Genomic DNA, 22,097 nt, shown 5'->3' with positions numbered 1-22,097 from the left:
GCCAACGGGGATCGTATGCTCACCACCTGCACTGAAACAGTCAGTATCCTTTATGCCATTGCCTTTGGCGCAGGTGATGCCTGCATCGACGTCAGCGCTGGGTCGATCCTGACCGCTTTCGGCGCGTTTATGGTGCTTGTGGTCATTGCCCAGTTTCTTGCACGCAAGCTCTGGGCAAAGCTGACACAGTCACAACCCCATGCTGCACCCGAACCAACCATGCCAGATCATGACCACCCGTTCAGCGACGATCCGAATTATCGCGACAGCGCCATCCGGTCCAGCAAACGCTAGCTTGCCGGCCGGTTGTTTCCGCCAATCGCGCGGGTCAGGCGCGCTGCGGCTTCCATGACATCTTCGGCCAAGGCCGCGATCCGGTCATCGGTGATCCGTGACGTCGGACCCGAGACTGAAATTCCCGCCACCGCCTCGCCAAAGACATTATAGACAGGGGCTGCGATACACCGCATGCCGATGTTGCGTTCTTCGCCGTCAAAAGCATAGCCGCGCGCCTTGGTGGTGTGCAGATCGGCAATCATCGCTTCGGGATCGGTCAGCGTATGCGGTGTAAACTGTTCAAGCTTGCCGGCGGCCAGCACTGCACGTTGGCGTTTGTCGTGCATGCGTGACAGCAATGCTTTGCCAATGCCCGATGAATGCATCGCTGATGCGGTCCCGGGCGGAAAGAAAGCGCGGATTGTTGCGTGCGTCTCAACCTGCCCCAAAAAGAGCACCTGACCATCCCGTTCGATTCCAAGGTTCGCAGTCTCGCCCGTCGCCTCCATCAGATCACGCATGATGGGCCGTGCGCGTTCGACCAGCGACGTGCGGCGCAGGAACATTGATCCAGTCAGGAATGCAGCGGGGCCAATGCTCCAGACCTGGCTTTGCGGATCGAAGTCGGCAAAGCCGCGACCCTGAAATGTGGTCAGAACACGGTAAACGGTTGCGGGGGATTGCCCAAGGGCGCCAGCGATTTCGGACAGGGTGCTGCCCTGCATTTCACCCAGCTGGACCAGAACCTCTAACGCGCGATCAAGCGATTTAATCGTATTCTGCGCCCCCTTGTCGTCCCATGCCTTGGGGCGACCACGGCCACGCTTTACCTCTTCTTCCATGATTTTTCTCGTATCTGAAATTACATTTCACATTATGAAAAATACAAAGCACTGACAACAAACATTTTTCTCATGTAGTCACTTTCTGAAAAATAATTTCAAAAAAATATGCAGACACGGTCTGTTCTGGCAAAACACGCTCAACCCAATGGAGGATTGGACGATGAGCTTTCAGAACCCCGTATTTATTCCCGGCCCGACGAATATGCCCGAGGCTATTCGCAAGGCCTGCGACATGCCGACGATTGACCACCGGTCACCGCTTTTCGGGCAAATCCTGCACCCAGCGCGTGCGGGCGTTCAGGAAATCCTGAAGTCCGACACGGCTGAAGTCTTTATCTTTCCGTCTACCGGTACCGGCGGCTGGGAGACAGCACTCACAAATACCCTGTCTCCCGGCGATACGGTTCTGGCGGCGCGCAACGGGATGTTCAGCCACCGCTGGATTGACATGTGCCAGCGTCATGGGCTGGATATGCAGATCGTCGAGACCCCATGGGGCCAAGGTATTCCTGCGGACCGTTACGCAGAAATCCTGAAAGCGGATACCGCGCATAAGATCAAAGCGGTGCTGGCGACACACAACGAGACCGCAACCGGCGTGAAATCAGACATCGCTGCCGTCCGCAAAGCGCTGGATGCCGCGGACCACCCTGCAATGCTCTTTGTGGATGGGGTCAGCTCTATCGGGTCAATGGATTTCCGCTTTGATGAGTGGGGCGTTGATGTTGCGGTGACGGGTTCGCAGAAAGGATTCATGCTGCCTGCGGGTCTGGCAATTGTTGGCTTCAGCCAGAAAGCGTTGGCGGCCAGCAAGACGGCGCAGTTGCCGCGCACCTTCTTTGACATCGCTGATATGACCAAGGGCTATGCGGCCAATGCCTATCCTTACACGCCCGCGGTCGGTCTGATGAACGGGCTGCTTCTTGCAACCGAGATGCTGCTCAAAGAAGGTCTCGAGAACGTCTTTGCGCGGCACAACCGGATCGCTTCCGGTGTGCGAGCCGCCGTGGATGCCTGGGGGCTGGAACTTTGCGCGGCTTCCCCTGATCTCTATTCCGACACGGTCAGTGCGATCAAAACACCTGAAGGGTTTAACGCCACCGATATCGTCACCCATGCCGCCGAAAAATATGGCGTCGCATTCGGTGTTGGCCTTGGCGAAGTGGCTGGCAAAGTCTTCCGGATCGGCCACCTGGGCAGCATGACTGATGTCATGGCGCTGTCCGGCATTGCCACCGCCGAGATGTGCATGGTCGACCTTGGTCTTGATATCAAACTCGGCTCTGGTGTGGCGGCGGCACAGGAATACTATCGCGGGTCAACAGGCCTGAAATTGCGGGATGCAGCATAATGAAAGACCACACAGACATGTATATTCCGACCTATCAGGACATGCTGGATGCGCATGAACGCATCAAGCCGCATATCAACCGTACACCCATCCGCACTTCGGACTACCTCAATGAATTGACCGGCGCGCAACTGTTTTTCAAATGCGAGAACTTCCAGGAACCGGGGGCGTTCAAGGTGCGTGGTGCCGCAAATGCAGTCTTTGGACTGACAGATGAGCAGGCCAAGCATGGCGTGGCCACCCACTCTTCGGGCAACCATGCATCCTGCCTCAGCTATGCGGCGATGCGCCGGGGCATTCCGTGCAACGTGGTCATGCCGCGCACAGCACCGCAGGCCAAAAAAGACACGGTGCGCCGTTATGGCGGGGTGATCACGGAATGTGAGCCCTCGACCACATCACGCGAAGAAACATTTGCGCGGGTACAGGCCGAAACGGGCGGCGATTTTGTCCACCCTTACAACGATCCACGGGTGATTGCAGGACAGGGCACGTGCTCCAAGGAATTCATGGAGCAGGTGGACGGGCTTGAGATGATGGTCGCCCCCATCGGTGGTGGCGGTATGATCTCCGGCACTTGCCTGACACTGTCGACCCTCGCGCCCGAGGTACAGATTATCGCATCCGAGCCTGAACAGGCCGACGACGCCTATCGCAGCTTCAAGGCAGGCCACATCATCGCCGATGATGCACCAAAAACCATCGCGGACGGCCTGCTTGTGCCGCTCAAAGAGCGTACATGGCACTTCGTGTCCAACTATGTGACGGATATCTACACGGCGTCTGAGGAAGAGATCATCGACGCGATGAAGATCACGTGGAAACACCTGCGGATCGTGATGGAGGCAAGCTGCGCTGTTCCGCTCGCCACGATCCTGAAGAACAAAGAGACATTCGCCGGCAAGCGTGTCGGCGTCATCATCACCGGCGGCAACGTCGACCTCGATAAACTGCCTTGGATGCAAGGTTAAAGGGAGAAGACCCATGAACGATATGAGCAACCTCAAGAACCTCGAAGTCGGCTACGACGTCCCTGCCCTGCCTGGCATGGATGAGGCGGACATCCAGACTCCCTGCCTCGTGCTGGATCTGGACGCGCTGGAGCGGAACATCAAGAAGATGGGCGATTTTGCAAAATCGCACGGTATGCGCCACCGCGTGCATGGCAAGATGCACAAATCCGTTGATGTGGCGCTGCTGCAGGAACGCCTTGGCGGGTCGGTTGGTGTCTGCTGTCAGAAGGTCTCAGAGGCGGAAGTGTTCGCCCGTGGCGGCATCAAGGATGTCCTGGTGTCCAACCAGGTTCGCCAGCCTGAAAAGATTGACCGTCTTGCACGGATGCCGAAACTTGGCGCGCGTACGATCTGCTGCGTGGACGACATCGACAACGTGGCAGATCTGTCAGCCGCAGCGATGAAGCATGGCACACAGATCGAATGCCTCGTTGAAATCGACGTGGGCGCAGGCCGCTGTGGCGTGCAATACGGCCAGCCTGTTGTTGATCTGGCCAAGGCGATCGACGCGGCACCGGGCCTGAAATACGCAGGCATTCAGGCCTATCAGGGCGCAATGCAGCACCTTGATTCCTACGAGGAGCGTCAGGGCAAAACCCAGATCGCGATTGATCAGGTGCGTGAAACCTTGGAAATGCTGAAGGCCGAAGGCATTGAGTCCGACATCGTCGGCGGCGGCGGCACAGGTTCTTACTACTTCGAAAGCGCCTCTGGTGTGTTCAACGAATTGCAGTGCGGATCCTACGCTTTCATGGACGCGGACTATGGCCGCATCCTTGACAAGGACGGCAACCGGATTGACCAAGGCGAATGGGAAAACGCGCTGTTTATCCTGACCTCGGTGATGAGCCACGCAAAGGCCGACAAAGCCATCGTGGACGCGGGCCTGAAAGCGCAATCAGTCGATAGCGGCCTGCCGACAATCTATGGTCGCACGGACGTACAATACGTCAAATGCTCGGACGAACACGGCGTGGTTGCCGATCCTGACGGTGTGTTGAAGGTGAACGACAAGCTCAAGCTGGTGCCGGGCCACTGTGACCCGACCTGCAACGTGCATGATTGGTATGTGGGTGTACGCAACGGCAAGGTTGAGACGCTGTGGCCTGTGTCCGCACGCGGCAAAGCCTACTAACGCGCTCTTCCCTCCTTATCGGTCGCTCATCGCGAAGACAGCCCCGCAAGGGCTGGATGAGCGGCCGTCAATGAAAGACCAAGACCATGATTATCGTTCCCGAAAAAGAAATCGCAGGCCTGCTGACCCGTGCCGATGCGTTCGAGGCTGTCGAAAAAGTCTTTGCCTCGATGTCCAAAGGCAGCGCCTACAACTTTCCTGTGATCCGCGAAGCGATCGGCTATGAAGATGCGCTCTACGGCTTCAAAGGCGGTTTCGACAAATCGGGCATGGCGCTCGGGCTCAAGGCAGGCGGGTACTGGCCGCATAATCTCGAGAAGCATGGCGAGATCAATCACCAGTCCACCGTTTTCCTTTTTGATCCTGATACCGGCAAAGTAAAGGCGATGGTCGGCGGGAACCTTCTGACAGCCCTGCGCACCGCTGCGGCATCTTCGGTCTCGATCAAACATCTGGCGCGTAAGGACGCCAAGGTCATGGGCATGGTTGGCGCTGGCCATCAGGCCACTTTCCAACTGCGCGCCGCCTTGGAACAGCGCAACTTTGAAAAAGTCATCGGCTGGAACTATCACCCCGAAATGCTGCCCAATATCGAAAAGGTTGCCAGTGAAGCCGGTGTACCCTTCGAGGCCGTCCCGCTTGAGGGTCTGGTCGAGGCCGATGTCGTGATCTCGATCACATCGACTTTCGCGCCCACCATCATGGCCGATCACATCGCCCCCGGCACACATATCGCCTGCATGGGCACCGACACCAAAGGCAAACAAGAGGTCGAAGCCAGCCTTCTGGCGCGCGCCACCGTCTTTACCGACGAGGTTGCGCAATCCATCTCCATCGGCGAGGCGCAACATGCGATTGCGAGCGGTCTGATCGCGCAAAGCGATGTGCATGAGCTTGGTGCAGTCATCAACGGCACCCACCCGGGCCGCACGCGTGCAGACGAAATCACCCTTTTCGATGGCACTGGCGTAGGCCTGCAGGATTTGGCCGTTGCAGCCTCGATCGTCGATCTGGCGGTTGAAAAAGGTGTCGCAACAATCGTCGATTTCTAGCGCACGCCCGGGCCTTCCCTACCCATCAAAGCTGATCCGAAACACGGCACCCGGCGCATCAAGCAGCCGGATGCTGGCCCCCTGCGTCTCAAGCATCTGTCGCACAATCGGCAGGCCCATGCCCGTGCCGCCTGCATCCCGCCGTGTGGTGAAGAACGGATCAAAAATGCGGTCGCGATTACCGGCACTGATCCCCGCGCCATCGTCCTGCACCACGATATGCGTAGCTTGATAGTCAAAGCTGATCGTTTTGGCCCCATGCGCCAAAGCATTGCCGACCAGATGTGTGGCGACAACATCCATGACATCCCGTGGGAGGGGCACCAACCCGTCAGTCAAAACGACTGCCGGTCCGATATCCCCGACAACATCGCTCAAAAGACATTCCCCGGGCGCAATCACATCCTGCGCCCGCGCCAGCGCGCGCTGCCCGTCCAGAAGCGCCTCTATCCGTGCGGTATTTTCGCGAATACCGCGCAGCAGTTGCACACGATCCGCGGCCTCCAGATCAGGGTCTTCCAACAGTTCGGCAGCGCCTTGAATAACGGTGAGCGGCGACTTGAGTTCATGGGTCACATGATCCGCATAACTGCGCAGCACGGTCTCCCGCCCCCGCAGTACCGCGGTCATTTCAAGCACGGCCTCGCCCAATTGCGAAAACTCCGGCGTGCCGAAGTGCGTGGGAGCATCACTGGCGCCCTCATTGCGGGCATAGGCCGTCAGGGCGCGCACGGGTTGCAAAACCAACCGCCAGAGCAGCACCCCAAGGATCACCGTTGCAACAAAGGCCATCAAACCGATCATCCATGAGGTCTCGGCCCAGCCCAGAACACCGCCCGCAACGCGAAAATAGCCGATCCCGATCAGCGGCAGAAAAAATACCGCCGCCAGCGTCCCGCCCAGCACGAAGGCCAGCGGAGGCCGCCACTTGCGGATTACGCGCCGCGGCATGCACCCATCCTGATCCCCACGCCATGCACGGTCTCGATCGCATCAGGGCAACCGGCCTGCCCCAATTTGCTGCGCAGATTCCGCAAATGGCTATCCATTGTCCGGTCGCTGACATTCACGTTGGTGCCGTAGATCGCGTCCACCAACTGCGGCCGCGACATCACGTGATCAGGGCGTGCAATCAGACGTTCCAGCAGGTCCATTTCCCGCGCAGTCAGCAGAACCGTGTCATCGCCCACATGGCACAAATGCCGCGCGGGATCGACGCTCAGGATACCGCGCCGCAGGACAGTTTGCGCGACAACCTCACCCTGTGTGCGCTTGAGGATCGCACGCACCCGCGCCACCAGCTCACGCGGTGAAAACGGCTTTGCGACATAGTCATCGGCCCCCAGTTCAAGGCCGACAACGCGGTCGATCTCGTCCACATGGGCGGTCAGAAAGAGGATCGGCACCTGAGATGTCTTGCGCAACGTGCGGCACACCTCGAGCCCGTCCATTTCAGGCATCCCGATATCAAGAACAATCAGATCAGGGCGCAGGCTTTCGGCTTTTTCCAGCGCAGCACGTCCATCTGGCGCTTCGGCCACACCAAAGCCCGCCTGCGTCAATCCGATCCGCACAACAGCACGGATTTGGGCGTCATCATCGGCAACCAAGATCATTGTTCAATCTCCATGGTCGCCAAACTACGGTGCAAGCGTGCGTTGCGGTAGCCCCATTCACGCCAATCCTCGCGCTGGGACAGAAAGGGGCGATAGCTAAAGCAAAGCTCTGTGCCAGTTTCCAGATCATGCTTGAGGATTGACGGAACAGCCCCTTCACTCAATCCGCAAAGATAGTAATCAGGGCCGCGGTCATCTGCGAGGTTATGGCGTGCGATCAGGCCATCAATGTTCACCAGATTGCACAAGTAAATCGCAAGCAGGCCCAAACCAAAGGCCCTTTTCAGGAACCATCCAACGGTGCGTCGCCCGACGGTCTGCATGATGATCAAGACAAGCCCCAGCGCCACAACAACCATCCAGACAAAGGCGGCAAACCGCAGGCGCGTCAGGCCATAAACATCAACATAAAGATCCAGTCGCAGGATCGAGGAAATCACCAGCACGACATTCTGCGCGATCCAGAGATACAACAACCGCCGCACCAGCGCCCCGCTGCCCAGATAGGGTTGCGCCAAGAGCGCGAAAACACCCGCAAGCAATGCCGTCAACATCAAAGGATATGCCCCGCGATGGGCATATTGCGCGTAGGTCATGCCCTCTGGCAAAGCGACACCACCCCAAAGATAACCCATATCCAGCGACGTCTGGATCAGGAAGATCACATTGAAGACGACCAACGCGCGACTGACCGAGCGTTCACTCAGAAACGCGGACCGCAGGGCGCGCATCTGGCTCGGGTGAGCACGGGTCAAGTGCGGCATGATTTGGGTCAACCGCAGCAAGGGCCAGATGGCAAATGCAATCAACAGCCAGAAAACAACACGCGCGAACTCCGGCAGGACATCAAATTCAGTGCTTGCAAAGGTCAACAGCCATTGGTCCAAAAGTGGGTTCGCCGCAACAAAAAGAAAAAGAAACAAGGCCCCGGCCAAGACAGGCAAGGCCCAGTCGAAAAGCGCACCGCGAAAACCACCCCGCGCGGTGGACGGTAGGCGCATGGCAAAGGCGTCCCGGATGGACTGAACCGCCCCAACGCCGGGCAGCCGTGCAACGGCGCGCCAAAGGGAGGCGCCATGCAAGTCTTCCGCGACGATCATCACCGCGAAGGTACTCAGCCCCAGCAAACCGACCATCACTGTCCCGAACTGGACCACTTCCACCAAAGGGGCGACCGCAACAATCAGGACTCCCAACGCCGCGAACGCACGCCGCTTTGTCAGCCTACGCGCCACTGTCAAAGCAACCGCGCCCCCTATTAAGAGCATCCAAAGGGCCAGGCCAAACCCGGGCCGGAGATCCCAGACCAGCACATCGCCCAACAGCAATGCTGCAATCAGAACCGGCCCTGCGCGGAGCCCGCGTGGCGGGTCCTCGTCATCCAGCCACCACGCATCTTTCGCAATCCGATACGGCACACCGCGCACAACCATAGTCTTTCCTTTCTGCTCTTGTCAGAAAGGACCTACGGGTGCGCCGTGCAAAGCTGACTGTGCAATTGTGCAGGTTTTGTGCAGAGCGTCCTAGACCGCAGCAGCAGCACGAATCGCGCGGATGTTTTCGCCATAAGGTGCCGGATTGATGACCGACCCGCCGCGGAACACCGCAGAGCCCGCGACCAGAACATCAGCACCCGCAGCAGCGACCAAAGGTGCTGTTGTCGGATCAACGCCCCCGTCAATCTCGATATGGATCGGACGGTCACCGATCATGGCGCGCAATTCGCGCACCTTTTCAACCTGACTGTGAATGAACTTCTGCCCGCCGAAACCGGGGTTCACGGTCATCACACAGACCAGATCGACCATGTCCAGCAGCATTTCAACCGAAGACGCAGGCGTGCCGGGGTTCAGCGCCACACCCGCCTTTGCACCCGCACCACGAATGGCTTGCAAGGTCCGGTGAATATGCGGCCCAGCCTCGACATGTGCGGTGATCACATCGGCACCGGCATTGGCAAATCCTTCGATATAGGGATCAACAGGCGCAATCATCAAATGCACGTCCATCACGCCCTTGATATGCGGACGGATCGCGGCACAGGTGGCCGGACCAAAGGTGATGTTGGGGACAAAATGCCCGTCCATGACATCGACATGCACCCAATCGGCACCCTGCGCTTCAATTGCCTCACACTCCGCGCAAAAATTGGCGAAATCAGCCGAGAGAATGGACGGGGCGATCTTGATTGTGCGGTCAAAGCTCATGGGGGCACCTCGTTTGATTGGGTTGGGGACGCCATAGCGTGGCGCTGACGGTTTGTCACGCCAATCACGTACGATTCGGTCTAACTCATGCAGCCCATGGCGGACCACGAAACAGAGATTGCATGAAAGTCCCAGAATCCCTTGATTATTTCGGCCAAAATCACGCGTCTTTTCATGCTGCACCGCAGCAATGACTGTGCTAATTTGATTTCATGACCCAAACACTTTTACATGCTGACATCCTGGCCACCGGCACGCAAATCCGCCTGACGCGGGCGACATTGGCGCCGACACGCCCCAGAACACTGCATGATCACGACTTTTACGAACTTTTCTGGGTGCAAAACGGCAAGGTCCGCCATCATCTCGCCAGTGGGGCCGAGACGCTCGGCGAAGGTGACGTTGTCTTTCTACAGCCGGGACAGCCCCATGCCCTGCAGGGGCGGGGCGAACATGCGCTTGTGGTGTCCCTCAGCATCCATCCCGATACGATCAAAGCGCTGGTTGCGCGGCATCCCGGCGTGGATGGGCATTTGTTCTGGGCGCCCCACGGCCCTGTGCAAACGCACCGTGATATCCGGCAACTGGCGACATTAAACCATGCTGCCGTTCAATTGGAAAACAGCCCCTGCGACACGCTCGCCGCCGAAGCGTTCTTGCTGCCGCTCTGTGCCGATCTGACAGCGAACACCCTTGACACGCAGATCCCCGACTGGCTGGCAACCGCTTGCAACGCCGCCAAATCGCCAGAGGTCTTTCGCGACGGATCAGCAGGATTGGTCGCGATTACGGGCAAAGCGCACCCGCATGTCAGCCGGATGATGCGCAAATATCTGGGGCAGACACCGTCCGACTACATCAATCACATCCGGATGGAACATGCCGCCCGCGCCCTGACCACGGACAGCGAAGCGATCAGCGAAATCGCTGCGGATTGTGGCATCCCCAACATGTCGCATTTCCATAAACTGTTTCGCGCAGCCCACGGGCTGACCCCTTTGCAGTATCGGCAAAAATACCAAAAACAGGTCGTACAACCGGCCTGAGCCGCCGCGACGTCAGGTCAGACAATATAATATTTGACCAAGCGGTCAAAACTTGCCAAGACAGTGCCAAAGTGCCACCTTCACGAGGCACCGCAGGAGGCCACCTTGCAAACCACCTATTCCCCCACGCTTGCGACATCGCAACTGCCGCAAGTCCATGAACCCCGCAACGACGGCATGCCGCTTGATCTGGATTGGGTCATGGCGGTGCAGGCCAATACTTCGGCCATCGAACGGCGGGCACAAACCCTGCCCGGGCGGCGCAGCGTCAAGAAGGATTATCAAGCGGCATGGCTCTGCAAGGCGATCAGCCTGATGGACCTGACCACACTGTCCGGCGATGACAGCGAAGGCCGCGTGCGGCGTCTTTGCGCCAAAGCGCGCCAGCCTGTTGCGCAACCCATCCTTGAGGCCTTGGGCATGGAAGGCCTGACCACGGGTGCGGTTTGCGTCTACCACGATATGGTCGCAACGGCAGTCGATGCGCTGCAAGGCACGAATATTCCAGTTGCGGCAGTCTCGACCGGCTTTCCAGCCGGCCTCTCGCCCTTCCATTTGCGCATTGCCGAGATCGGCGAAAGCGTTGCCGCGGGCGCGCAGGAAATCGACATCGTGATCAGCCGCCGCCATGTGCTGACCGGCAACTGGCAGGCGCTTTATGATGAAATGAAGGAAATGCGCGCTGCCTGTGGTGATGCACATGTCAAAGCCATTCTGGCCACCGGCGAATTAGGCACACTGCGCAACGTGGCGCGCGCTTCTCTCGTTTGCATGATGGCGGGCGCCGATTTCATCAAGACATCAACCGGCAAAGAGCCGGTGAATGCTACTCTGCCCGTGACCCTCACCATGATCCGTGCGATCCGCGATTATCAGGATCTTACCGGCATCAAAGTCGGCTATAAACCCGCCGGCGGCATCAGCAAGGCCAAGGATGCCTTGGTTTATCTGAGCATGATCAAGGACGAACTGGGTGACCGCTGGCTGCAACCTGATCTTTTCCGCTTTGGCGCCTCTAGCCTTCTGGGCGACATAGAACGGCAACTCGAACATCACGTCACAGGCGCCTATTCCGCCCAGTGGCGGCACGCGATTGGATAAGCCATGACCATTAAAGAAATATTCGACACCATGGATTACGGCCCCGCCCCCGAAAGCAGTGCCGAGGCGCTGGCGTGGCTGGCCGATCATGGCGGCATCGCGGGCCATTACATCAACGGCAAATGGGGCGCCATGCGCGACGACTTTGCCACGAACAATCCGGCCACCGGCGAAAGACTGGCAGGAGTCACCAAGGGCACTACCGAAGAAATCGCCCTTGCCGTCACCGCCGCGCGCAAGGCACAGCCCGCTTGGGCCAAATCCGGCCACAAACGCGCCCGTGTCCTCTATGCCATCGCGCGTCTGATGCAAAAACATGCCCGCCTTCTCGCGGTGATGGAAACGCTCGACAATGGCAAACCGATCCGCGAAAGCCGCGACATCGACGTGCCCTTGGCAATCCGGCATTTCTATCATCATGCGGGCTTTGCCCAGCTGATGAAATCCGAACTCCCCGACCGCGAGGCCCTAGGGGTGTGCGGGCAGATCATCCCGTGGAATTTCCCGCTGCTGATGCTGGCTTGGAAAATCGCACCCGCATTGGCGATGGGCAACACGGTCGTGTTGAAACCCGCCGAATACACCCCGCTCACCGCGATGGTTTTCGCCGACATTTGCACGCAAGCAGGTGTGCCGCCGGGTGTCGTGAACATCGTCACCGGTGACGGCGAAACCGGGGCGGCGCTGGTCGCCGCCGATGTCGATAAAATCGCTTTCACCGGATCAACCGAAGTCGGCCGCAAAATCCGCGAGGCAACCGCTGGATCAGGCAAGGCACTCAGCCTCGAACTGGGCGGCAAATCCCCTTACATCGTATTCGAGGATGCCGACATTGACAGCGCCGTTGAAGGCCTCGTCGATGCAATCTGGTTCAATCAGGGACAAGTCTGCTGCGCTGGTTCGCGCCTGTTGGTGCAAGAGGGCATCGCAGAGCGCTTCTACACAAAACTGAAGGCCCGCATGGACGGGCTGCGCATCGGCGATCCACTGGACAAATGCATCGATGTGGGCGCCATCGTTGACCCTGTACAACTGGTGCAAATCACTAAAATGGTCAGCGCCAATACAGAAGGTGAGACCTATCAGGTCAAGGCACCCGAAGGCTGCTTTTACCCGCCAACGCTGATCACCGGCCTGTCGCCAGCTTCAACGCTAATGCAGGAAGAAATCTTTGGCCCTGTTCTGGCCGCGACAACCTTCCGCACCCCTTCCGAAGCCGTCGAGATCGCCAATAACACGCGCTACGGTCTGGCGGCCTCGGTCTGGTCGGAAAACATCAACCTTGCCCTTGATATCGCACCCAAACTCGCTGCAGGCATCGTATGGGTCAACGGCACCAATATGATGGATGCCGCCGCAGGGTTTGGCGGTGTCCGGGAAAGCGGTTTCGGGCGCGAAGGCGGATGGGAAGGGCTGGCAGGGTATACCAAACCGACAGGCACGGCCAAAGCGCTGAAGAAGATCGAAGCCTTCACAACCGAAGACGGCCACCCCGCCGACCCGCTTGATCGCACGGCCAAGCTCTATATCGGTGGCAAACAGGCGCGGCCCGATGGCGGCTATTCCACCCCCGTTTACAGCCCCCGTGGCAAATTGCTCGGCCACGCATCGCTGGCCAATCGCAAAGACATCCGCAACGCTGTTGAGGCCTGCAATGCCGCCAAAGGCTGGTCCAGGACGACAGGGCACCTCCGCGCGCAGATCCTCTATTATATCGCCGAAAACCTGTCCGCACGCGCAGAGGAATTTGCGACGCGGATCAACCAGATGACTGGCGGGCGCGGTGGCGCAGACGAAGTGGAAAGCGCAATCCGTATGCTCTTTACCTATGCCGCATGGGCCGACAAGTATGACGGCCAGGTGCATGGGGTCCCGATCCGCGGCGTCGCTCTGGCGATGAAAGAACCTGTTGGCAACATCGGGGTCCTCTGCGATGACGCAGCACCGCTTGGCGGGTTGATCAGCGCGATGGCGCCTGCGATCGCGATGGGCAACCGCGTGATCCTTGCGGCAAGCGAACCTTACCCGCTGGCCGCAACAGACTTTTATCAGGTTCTGGAAACCTCTGATGTTCCTGCCGGCGTGGTCAATATCCTCACCGGAAGCCACGCCGAGCTTGCCCCCACATTGGCCAAGCATCTAGATATCGACGCGGTCTGGTCATTCTCAAGCAGCGACCTGAGCGCTGTGATCGAACAGGCCAGCGCAGGCAATCTCAAACGCACATGGGTGAACAACGGCAATGCTCTGATGCCATCGGCGCGTGACTATCTTGCCGCCAGCACCGAGGTGAAAAACATCTGGATCCCTTACGGCGAATAAAGACCTCCGGTCATTATTGGCCCGAAAATATCCTGGGGGAGACGCGGCACGCGGCGGGGGCAAAGCCCCCGACAACGCCTACTTTACAGGGCGGTTTTTGTTCTTGTCGCGCCACGTGCCAAGCCAGCGGCTGAACCTGCCTTTTCGCTCTGCGACCTCGGCCTGCACCTCATCGAACTGATGTTCCGCTGCATCAAGCAACGGATCAACCGAGCGTTCGCGGAACTGCCGCCACATGGCGCGGATGAACAGAACCGCCGCCATCAATGCGATAAAGAAGAAGATATTGAACCACGGAATGATCGTCACGTTCGGGTTGTCGATGGGCCGGATTGCCACGGCATTGGGAAAGGCCGAGAAATACTCGTTGCGCCAGCCGTAGTGGGTCATCACGGCCCATTGCGGGTCTTGCGCCGTCGAACTGAGGTCATCTGCCTCGGTTTGCAGGTTTGCGGTATCGAATTTGAAATAGAACGGCCAGCCCCAACCCGTATCCTCGTTGCGATAAACCATCACCTCGGTTGTATCGCGCGGAACGAACCCCAGCAGCCATGTCCGCATTTTGACAGTCTGGATAAACTGCACATCACGATTGATCAGTGTTGCGGACTGGTCATCGGGCCTTGCCCAGAAAATACGGGTCCAGTCGTTCAGGTCCTGCCGTTCCTGATAGGTATTCACGACACGCACAACATCATGTTGCGGCAGCGTGTAATGCAACAGGCCACCAATCAGCAAAAAGACGATTACCCGGAAAGTGATCTTTATCTTGCGCATAACACGTCCTTCAGTTGGCGTTTATCATATAAACGATCGCCCCGATTGCGAGCGTTGGAACCACATAGACCAGCCCGATCAGCTTGGGGCGGATGGACGCATCATAGGCCTTGAGCCCCTCGGTGACAAAAGCATCGCGGGCTTCACGATCCCCGTCAGGATTTTCGGCATCGAATTCATCCTCAAGCCGCTCTTTACGAACCGAGCGTGAGTAGAGCGAGACCGAGAAATAAATCACGGTCAGCCCGATGAAACCGAAAACGACCAGTTTAATAAATCCCATTACCCTCTCCCTCGTCTAATCGCGCCCCATGGACCGACCCGCGCCACCAAATCTGACCGCGAAACGCGCGGCAACGCAGGCGTCGGATCTGTATGGCCGTACAGTGCTGCGCGCGCGCCTGCCTTATCGACTTGGTACTCATGCTCAAGAAAATCAACGACATAGGCCTGCTTTTCCTCGGGCCATTGGGCATAGGCGGCATAGAACGCCTCTTTATGGCAAATAAACAATTGACGGATATCCAGTGGCGTCAGCTCGGCCAAGAGCCTGTTCACAAGATCCGCATCAACATGCGACTTGGCGCGCAGTGTGTAGAAATAGGCTGGATGGTCCGATGTAATCGTGGGCCACGGCCCGTCCTCTTCGGCCCAGCGCAAGAGTGCAGCAAGCCCCTGCCATTCCTGCGGCAGTTGCGCGGCATAGTGTCGTCCTAAACGGCGCAGGTCATGGCGCGTGGCCCCCGTCAGGTCTTCTTTCATTTGGGCCGCCACAGAAGCCACGATGAAATCCATTTTCTGATGCAGGATGGCAGCCGCATCGATGCCGCGTGCCTTGATGATCGGCTCGACCAGATCATTAAGCGACAGAAACCTGGCAATGGCGGATCGATCCCAAAGATCAAAGGTGTAGGGGATCGGCAGATCGCCCACCGCGTCTTTTGCGCCGGCCACGATTGCCGCAGGATGCTCCACGCCGCGAAAGATATAAATCCCGCCAAAATGCGCTGTCCAGAAATTCTCCTGTCCGAACGACATCCTGCGCAACGACACAGGGTTGCGCACCACATCGCCGGTTTTCTTTGCCATGCCGATCATGTCGGCAATCAGCACGTCATCATACCAGCCATCAGGTGCGGTCTTGAAACGGTCAATCATCGCGCCCAGCTTGGCCGCGGCTGCGACGGTGCCGCTGGTGGTGTCGGCCTCGATTGTGATTTTGCGAATGTCAAAAAGCTTGGCAGGTGTGTCGGCCATATAAACCGAATTCACCAGCTCCCCAGCCACCGCATCACGTGCCGTCAGCGCAAAAAGCTCGGCGCGGTTTTCTTCGATGAACTGCCGCAGGATACCACGCGAGGTCGAGAATTTCGCATTCAGAAGCGGTGCTGTCGCCTGTTCGGTTGTCAGCAGAATGAACTGGCGATTGACACCTTTGTGGTTGAGGTAAAGGTCGTCACCAAATTCATCGCCGATCTCTGGCGAGTAACCGGAAATATCAATATGGAACACGTTTTGCGCTGTTTGACGGCCTGTGAGGTGTTTCAGCGCACGATTGTAGCGTTCGACCAGCACCGGTGAGTCCACGCGGATCAGGTTGCCGAACATCAATCCCTTTTCGATCAATAGCTCCATGCTACCACGTCTCCTTGACCCATTTGCGGGGCAGGCCTGCCACCGACAAAATCATGATCGGCGCCCAGATGAGTGCGGCCATCAGGCCAATGCGACCAAAAAACCCGATGCTCGCCAAGAGGCCCGCATCTGCAAACTGTGCCAATGGTACCCCTTGCCAAAGATAGAGCAGCGCAAAGAACGCCGCAGACAACGCAAACAGAACCAGCGTCGAAAGCAAGGCATTCATCATCAACGGCACAACGCCTTCGGGCAACACGCGTGCGAGCAAACGCGGCACCACAAATGCCGCACCCGCCAGAACAAGCACCGGCAGGAAAAGCCCTTCTGACAGGAGCTCAGCCATATGTCCTGACCGCAATCCCGGACGTGATCCGGGACTTCTTGCTGTCTTTCAGGCTGAAGCCCCGGATCAAGTCCGGAGCTGCGTCATGCGTCATGATCCCTTCCCCTCCAGATACCGCTTCTTGGCAATCTCCTGCCGCCCGAAATCACGTACCATCGCGTCAATCGCAACCTCGTCTGATTTATCCGCATAGCGGAATTCGCTGTCGGCGTAGCGGTTGATCTCTTGAATCACCATGTCCACCGTGATCGGCTGGCGTAGCTCTGAAATCATGCCCTTTTTGGTATCATAATCCTTGAACAGGAACAGGTCAGGCTCTTCCATCCATTCGTCGGGCAATTCGAAATCCATGGCGCGGACTTTCACCGCGTCCGTGATGTTCTTGATCGCGCGACCCGTGAACCGCTCATCCGCCTCCTGGATCCCTTTAAGATAGGTCCCCAGTTTCGCAATCGTATCCAGATCGCCAACCTGCGCATGCACCCGCTCGAACACCCGTTGCAGTCCTTCCTCATGCGGGCGGGAATGGCTTTCAAAACTGGCCGCAACGGCTTTCTTGATCTCTTGCGCGCTGAAAACCTCATGCGCCCCGACAGGTATGTTGTGGTTCTTGCCCATCAGCAGGTAAAGGATATCAATGTAATCCTCGCGCGTCTGTGGCCCATCGACCAGAAACCGCGCACCGGCACGCTGACGCAGGGCGTCATCCACGTTCTCGGGATAGTTCGAAAACATCCCGAAGGTGCAATTGCCACGCACAACCGTATTGGCGCCGGCAAAGCTCTCCATCAGAACGGCCGTAATTTCCAACTGCCCCGCCGAGGATTGCCGGTCGCCCCGCTTGCCTGCCAGTTGGTCGATGTCGTCAATTGTTCCGAAACCGATCACCCCGGGATCAAGCACATTATTGATAAACGCCTTGGCATTCTGGCCCGATTTGCCCTGATAACTGTCGATATTGTCCGTGCTCAGGTTCTGATAGCGAAACGGGTAACCCGCATTCTGGCAATACTCATGCATCAACCCCGCCATCATCTGGATCAGCGTGGTCTTGCCGGTACCGGGCTTTCCGTCGCCCATAAAGGTAAAGATGAACCCACCCAGTTCCGCAAAGGGGTTCAGTCTGCGGTCAAAATCATAGGCCATCAGCATCTTGGACAGCTTCATCGCCTGATATTTGGCGATGTGATTGCCCACGACCTCATTCGGCTTCTTGAAGGTCATGGTCAGGGTAGAGCCCTTGGCCTTGCGCGCAGGGGTAAATCCCTGCACCACAAAATCATCCGCTTCCACGCGCCAAGAGGCGGCATTGAACGACGCCAAACGCCCCGCGGTTGAAGCACGCAGCGCAACCCTTTCCATCAACTGCTCGGCATAGGCAAGCACAGTGGCAATCAGCGTCGCCTCATCCTTGGCGAACTGGCCCAGCTTCTGATCCAGCTCCCAAATCGCTCCATGCAACGCCAATGGCGCGTTATCCGTCAGAATTTCTTCCACGGACCCCACATCGACACTTTGCTCACTCGCTTGTGTGGCCAAGAGAAACGATGAGGCATTGGCAAATGTGTAAAGCGCAACCAGAGATTCCGCTGTCAGGTACTCGGTAAATTCAGAAGACCTTTGCTGCGGCAAACGGCCCTCAAGATTGATGCGCTTCAATTCGGTCAGTGCCGTCTGATCCGAAAAGGCATCTGCTACAGTCAGAGCAATCGACAGCGCACGGCGCAGTGCATGCGCCACCGCCGCCTGTGCAGGTGAGGTTAATGGGTCATCGTCATCACTCTCGGCGATCCGGTCCAACAGACGCACCCCGCCCGAAGGTGCAGATGTGCGCGACAGCAATCCCGGCGTCGTTGAGCGAAACCGACGGCGGGTCGCCGCCACATCCGGTGACTTTTCCGGTGCCTCAAGCGACAGGCGCGCCTTGGCCAATCGCGGTGCATGATCGAGATGCATCAGCATTTCCGCAGCGGGGATATAGTGCTTGCGGATATCGTCTTCACGCAGCTCCATTTGATCACTTGATTGGCTCATCGTTTCCTCTTTGTCGTTTTCGGCACTTCCCGCGCCGCATCGTAAGGTGGGTCTTGCCCCACCCTATCTGTAACTCAACACACGTCCCGTATCGCTGACGACGAATTTGCGTACGTCGCGAAACCCTGCAGGATTGCGCTCTGCCAAAGCCTGATAGGGACGTTCGGGCATGATCAAAGACCGCTCCATCCGGCTTGCTCCAGTTTCGGCACCACCACCTTCAAAGGGATCAAGGGCAAAAATCTGCCTCTCAACAGAGCCGAACCACCCCGATTTCACATTCTCGACGCGGTCCGACAGCAGTTCTTCTTCGGTCCAGACCAAGGCCCAATCCTCACCGGCGGGCGCGTTGGCGTCACGCAAGACGTCCCGCAAGGGCCCAGACTGGCGCGTAAACGCATTGCTGTACATCGGCCCGATGTGAAACCGGCGCAAACGGGTGGGGTGCAGGTCGTCAAAATCCTCGTCAAACCCTTTGGCAATCGTCAGCAGCTTGAGATGCGCCAAGGACTGCGCCATCAGATGCGCCTGCGCTTCGGGCCAGCGCTGTTCATCCTTCGGCAGACCGGTCCGTCCCGTATCCTCCAATTCCATCAGGTAGATCGTGGGCAGGTTCACCTGACTGTCATAGACCGCCCAATGCACCAGAAACCGCCGCCTGTCCGCTTCGTTTCCCCGCCACAAGCATTGCGGATCATTGCGCGCCCAGAACTGATCGCCGCGCGACAGTTCTTCGTAGTAGAGGCGCTGCGACAACGCATATTGCAGCTTCGTGGGGATCTCCTGCTCGCTCAGGATCACTCGCACCATCTGGTCTTTCAGATCACCCACGCCCGGCTGCGATGTCAGGTGACGTTCCGCTTGCAACGCATCATTCGCCATCTCCAGCAGCTCCTGATACACAGGAAACCCGCTTTCATGCCGGTCAAAGGTCAGCTTGCCGGAATGCGCAAAGCGACCCGCAAAATGGTACTTGTGCGCCAGCGCCGTGAAGGTCCAATTCAGGCCGATCAGATAGCGCGCCATCACCTCGATCTCTTTGCGATCAAAGCGCCCTTCGGTTTCCATGGTCGCGGCGACCTTGGTCAGGTGGCTGGTGATCTTGGCGAACTTGTCGAAATACCGGCGCGTGACGCGGGTATCTTCCAGTTTCATGTGATCGGCTTGGAGGTCAGGGGCGGTCATATCAGGACGCGTGGGTTTCACCCACCCTACGCCCCATACTGATTGCTGTCGTGCTTCTTCACGATCTCCTGGAACCGGCGCACGAAACGCTCGTCCGCTTTCGCTTTCGCCTCCAGCACCTCGCGGGCAAAGACCATGTGGTCTTCGTGGGCTTCCAGCATATCGGCCATCCGCGCGTTGGTGGCAGACCCGATGGCCGCCATGGCTGACTGCGCTTCCTGATCCGTCTTCACGCCGATTTCGTTGATCTTGTGTGCCACATCCTGCTGCTGCGCGGTTTTCAACGATTTCGACAACGCATCATAAAGCACAACACGCTGTTTGGTGTCTGTCTGGAGCTTGTTGATCAGCACCATCTGTGTGGCCGCCTGGTTCTGCAAACTGTCGATCCAGGTTTTGCCCTTTTCGATATAGCGCTCAAGCGTCTGGCTTTTGGCCAACTGCACCTGTTCGTTCTGCACCATTTCATTGTATTTGCCGTTCAACGCCGCCAACTCGGTTTCGAGTTTCGTGCGCGCCGCAGCATCCTGTTCCACAGAAATTTTGTTTTCCAACGTGATGATCTGGGGGTCCATCGCGAGGATATCCGCGCGCAATGCTTCCAGTTCACCAACCGTAGCTTCGCGCTCTTCCAGCGTCCCGCTCAAGTTTTTCTCAACACTGACCTTTTGCTCATTAAGCACCGCCAACTGCCCTTCCAGCAGCTTCATGATCACATCGGACTTGCTGATCAGATCCTGCAGTTTGTCATCAATCGAGGCCGTGCGCATTCGCTCCTGACGCATACTATCGGCTTTCGCCTTGCTGAAAATGCCGACAAAGCTCTCCATGCCGGTCTTGGAGCGCATTTCGTCAAAGTCCTTGGAAAAGGCTGTGGTGACGTCATCAAGCCCCATGATCAGTTCGGCAATGTTGGCATTCATCAGCTCGGTATGGGCATGGACGTCTTCAAGACTGGCATTTTCGATATCAACCGAAATGTCGGTGCCTTCCGCCATCTTGTTGCGCGCAATTTCGATCCGGCTGGTCAGTTCGGAAATTTTGCTTTGTGCCTCGGCAACCTGTGCCTGAGATTCCTTAATCTGAGTCTCGAAATTGGCCATAAAACGTCCCTCATTTATTCTTTTATAACAGAGACGTAAGTATTGTGGCCCCTGCGTTCAATATCACGCCGCGCGCAAGCGCACCGGCTCGAACGCGAGTTTGGACGTCAATGACAATAAAGAAAAGGGCTTATGCGTCGTCAAAAACTGGCGGGCGATCGTTGGCAACAGCCTCTTCGCCCAACAGTTCTTCGGCCGAAATGATCTTTGGTGGCAGCTCAATGCCACGGCCGAAATTCTCCGGGTCAACACGCTGCGACTCTTCGGGCGAGCGGATAAGAACCTTCATCGGGGCCTCGATCTGGTCATAAAGATGGATCACATCCTGATTGAACATCCGGATACATCCGGCGGAGCCAGAATTCCCGATCGATTCCAGATCGTTCGTGCCATGAATACGGTAATGCGTATCACGCGACCCGCGAAAAAGGTACAGCGCGCGCGCACCCAGCGGGCTGCGCAGCCCGCCTGGAATACCCGCAGCGAAATCACCGTAAACTTCCGGTTCTGTCCGCAACATGTTCTGGGTGGGCGTCCAACTCGGCCACTTGCGCATGAATTGCATCGTCGCCGAGCCGCGAATTGATCGCCCCGCGCGGCCCACACCGACCGGATAGCGCGTTGCTGTGCCATCATCGCGGACATGATAAAGGAACTTGGCGTAAGGATCGACATCCAGCGTGTTGGGTTCGGCCTCACCGTTGTACCAGCCGGTCATCCGGCGATTCACCCCTTGTAGGTATTCAGACGGAATACCGGGAAGGATATAACCCGAATCCTCGATTGGGCCGTAGCCCTCGACAAATGACACCGGCGCCACGGGCTCGATCTCCATTTCCGGAACGCGCGGTGCACAGGCTGCCGCCGTGCTTGCCATTGCCATCGCCGTGAATGAGCGGCGGGTGATTTTCGTCACTGATGTCATTACTTTACCCAGAAATTTCCGAATCCCCTGATAGCACTCTCCGGCATGATGACAAAACCGACCTCAGGCGATAAATCGCACATCTTTGTAAAAACGTGATATTTGACACGGTCGCGGTCCGGTTCTTA

The 22,097-nt window shown here is 57.7% G+C and carries 21 protein-coding genes; 8 read left to right on the top strand and 13 right to left on the bottom strand.

Annotated elements, in window-relative coordinates:
- Positions 1 to 15: 15 nt before the first annotated feature.
- Complete coding sequence (locus C7964_RS02810) at positions 16 to 294, top strand: hypothetical protein (RefSeq protein ID WP_076660909.1); 279 nt, start codon at positions 16 to 18, stop codon at positions 292 to 294.
- Here C7964_RS02810 and bhcR read toward each other — a convergent pair.
- On the bottom strand, positions 291 to 1,118 hold the full coding sequence (gene bhcR / locus C7964_RS02805; RefSeq protein WP_110278149.1) for an HTH-type transcriptional regulator BhcR: 828 nt from the start codon (positions 1,116 to 1,118) through the stop codon (positions 291 to 293). The two genes, C7964_RS02810 and bhcR, sit on opposite strands and share 4 nt — an antisense overlap.
- A 163-nt stretch (positions 1,119 to 1,281) precedes the next feature.
- Here bhcR and bhcA point away from each other — a divergent pair, with 163 nt between their 5' ends.
- From bhcA to bhcD, 4 genes are all read left to right on the top strand, one after another.
- On the top strand, positions 1,282 to 2,472 hold the full coding sequence (gene bhcA / locus C7964_RS02800) for an L-aspartate--glyoxylate aminotransferase BhcA (protein ID WP_110278148.1): 1,191 nt from the start codon (positions 1,282 to 1,284) through the stop codon (positions 2,470 to 2,472).
- Positions 2,472 to 3,443, top strand: a complete 972-nt coding sequence (bhcB, locus tag C7964_RS02795; protein WP_110278147.1) for a beta-hydroxyaspartate dehydratase BhcB — start codon at positions 2,472 to 2,474, stop codon at positions 3,441 to 3,443. The genes bhcA and bhcB overlap by 1 nt, the downstream gene beginning before the upstream one ends.
- Before the next feature lie 13 nt (positions 3,444 to 3,456).
- Positions 3,457 to 4,620 carry a 3-hydroxy-D-aspartate aldolase BhcC gene (bhcC, locus tag C7964_RS02790; RefSeq protein WP_110278146.1) on the top strand — a complete coding sequence of 388 codons (1,164 nt, stop codon included), beginning with the start codon at positions 3,457 to 3,459 and terminating at the stop codon, positions 4,618 to 4,620.
- Positions 4,621 to 4,706: 86 nt separating this feature from the next.
- Positions 4,707 to 5,672: an iminosuccinate reductase BhcD gene (gene bhcD / locus C7964_RS02785; RefSeq protein WP_110278145.1), complete on the top strand. Its 966-nt coding sequence runs from the start codon at positions 4,707 to 4,709 to the stop codon at positions 5,670 to 5,672.
- 18 nt (positions 5,673 to 5,690) lie between these two features.
- On the opposite strand, the gene C7964_RS02780 is transcribed toward bhcD, so the two are convergent.
- The 4 genes from C7964_RS02780 to rpe form a co-directional block, all read right to left on the bottom strand.
- Positions 5,691 to 6,623 carry a sensor histidine kinase gene (locus C7964_RS02780; protein ID WP_110278144.1) on the bottom strand — a complete coding sequence of 311 codons (933 nt, stop codon included), beginning with the start codon at positions 6,621 to 6,623 and terminating at the stop codon, positions 5,691 to 5,693.
- On the bottom strand, positions 6,608 to 7,288 hold the full coding sequence (locus C7964_RS02775) for a response regulator transcription factor (protein ID WP_110278143.1): 681 nt from the start codon (positions 7,286 to 7,288) through the stop codon (positions 6,608 to 6,610). The genes C7964_RS02780 and C7964_RS02775 overlap by 16 nt, the downstream gene beginning before the upstream one ends.
- The gene (locus C7964_RS02770; RefSeq protein WP_110278142.1) at positions 7,285 to 8,721 is read right to left on the bottom strand and encodes a DUF4153 domain-containing protein; all 1,437 of its coding nucleotides are present in this window, start codon (positions 8,719 to 8,721) and stop codon (positions 7,285 to 7,287) included. Before C7964_RS02770 ends, C7964_RS02775 begins: the two co-directional genes overlap by 4 nt.
- 90 nt (positions 8,722 to 8,811) lie before the next feature.
- The gene (gene rpe / locus C7964_RS02765; protein WP_110278141.1) at positions 8,812 to 9,495 is read right to left on the bottom strand and encodes a ribulose-phosphate 3-epimerase; all 684 of its coding nucleotides are present in this window, start codon (positions 9,493 to 9,495) and stop codon (positions 8,812 to 8,814) included.
- A 212-nt stretch (positions 9,496 to 9,707) separates the two neighbouring features.
- On the opposite strand from rpe, the gene C7964_RS02760 reads away from it, so the two are divergent.
- From C7964_RS02760 to C7964_RS02750, 3 genes are all read left to right on the top strand, one after another.
- The gene (locus tag C7964_RS02760) at positions 9,708 to 10,541 is read left to right on the top strand and encodes a helix-turn-helix transcriptional regulator (RefSeq protein ID WP_110278140.1); all 834 of its coding nucleotides are present in this window, start codon (positions 9,708 to 9,710) and stop codon (positions 10,539 to 10,541) included.
- 177 nt (positions 10,542 to 10,718) lie between these two features.
- Positions 10,719 to 11,642 (top strand): deoxyribose-phosphate aldolase, encoded by a 924-nt coding sequence (gene deoC / locus C7964_RS02755; RefSeq protein WP_286163773.1) that lies wholly within the window; start codon positions 10,719 to 10,721, stop codon positions 11,640 to 11,642.
- A 3-nt stretch (positions 11,643 to 11,645) separates the two neighbouring features.
- The gene (locus C7964_RS02750) at positions 11,646 to 13,964 is read left to right on the top strand and encodes an aldehyde dehydrogenase family protein (RefSeq protein ID WP_110278138.1); all 2,319 of its coding nucleotides are present in this window, start codon (positions 11,646 to 11,648) and stop codon (positions 13,962 to 13,964) included.
- Positions 13,965 to 14,042: 78 nt separating this feature from the next.
- Here the strand turns inward: C7964_RS02750 and C7964_RS02745 are convergent, their stop codons facing one another.
- The 8 genes from C7964_RS02745 to C7964_RS02710 all read right to left on the bottom strand — a co-directional run bounded on the left by C7964_RS02745 (position 14,043) and on the right by C7964_RS02710 (position 21,969).
- Positions 14,043 to 14,741, bottom strand: coding sequence for a DUF1523 family protein (locus C7964_RS02745; RefSeq protein WP_110278137.1), 699 nt, complete (start codon positions 14,739 to 14,741; stop codon positions 14,043 to 14,045).
- A gap of 10 nt (positions 14,742 to 14,751) precedes the next feature.
- The gene (locus C7964_RS02740) at positions 14,752 to 15,024 is read right to left on the bottom strand and encodes a hypothetical protein (protein WP_110278136.1); all 273 of its coding nucleotides are present in this window, start codon (positions 15,022 to 15,024) and stop codon (positions 14,752 to 14,754) included.
- Positions 15,024 to 16,376: a DUF6638 family protein gene (locus tag C7964_RS02735; RefSeq protein ID WP_110278135.1), complete on the bottom strand. Its 1,353-nt coding sequence runs from the start codon at positions 16,374 to 16,376 to the stop codon at positions 15,024 to 15,026. Before C7964_RS02735 ends, C7964_RS02740 begins: the two co-directional genes overlap by 1 nt.
- Position 16,377: 1 nt before the next feature.
- Complete coding sequence (locus C7964_RS02730) at positions 16,378 to 16,722, bottom strand: hypothetical protein (protein ID WP_110278134.1); 345 nt, start codon at positions 16,720 to 16,722, stop codon at positions 16,378 to 16,380.
- 90 nt (positions 16,723 to 16,812) lie between these two features.
- Entirely contained in the window at positions 16,813 to 18,756 is a 1,944-nt protein-coding gene (locus tag C7964_RS02725) for an AAA family ATPase (RefSeq protein WP_110278133.1), read from the bottom strand.
- Between the two features lie 63 nt (positions 18,757 to 18,819).
- Positions 18,820 to 19,941, bottom strand: coding sequence for a hypothetical protein (locus tag C7964_RS02720; RefSeq protein WP_110278540.1), 1,122 nt, complete (start codon positions 19,939 to 19,941; stop codon positions 18,820 to 18,822).
- Positions 19,942 to 19,967: 26 nt separating this feature from the next.
- Complete coding sequence (locus tag C7964_RS02715) at positions 19,968 to 21,044, bottom strand: coiled-coil domain-containing protein (protein ID WP_110278132.1); 1,077 nt, start codon at positions 21,042 to 21,044, stop codon at positions 19,968 to 19,970.
- A 130-nt stretch (positions 21,045 to 21,174) separates the two neighbouring features.
- Positions 21,175 to 21,969, bottom strand: a complete 795-nt coding sequence (locus C7964_RS02710) for a L,D-transpeptidase (protein ID WP_286163721.1) — start codon at positions 21,967 to 21,969, stop codon at positions 21,175 to 21,177.
- Between the last annotated feature and the right edge of the window lie 128 nt (positions 21,970 to 22,097).

The sequence above is a fragment of the Loktanella sp. PT4BL genome, assembly GCF_003201935.1.
Classification (GTDB): Bacteria; Pseudomonadota; Alphaproteobacteria; order Rhodobacterales; family Rhodobacteraceae; genus Yoonia.
The sequence above is the reverse complement of the archived record's forward strand: the minus strand, read 5'-3'. Positions and strand labels throughout refer to the sequence as shown.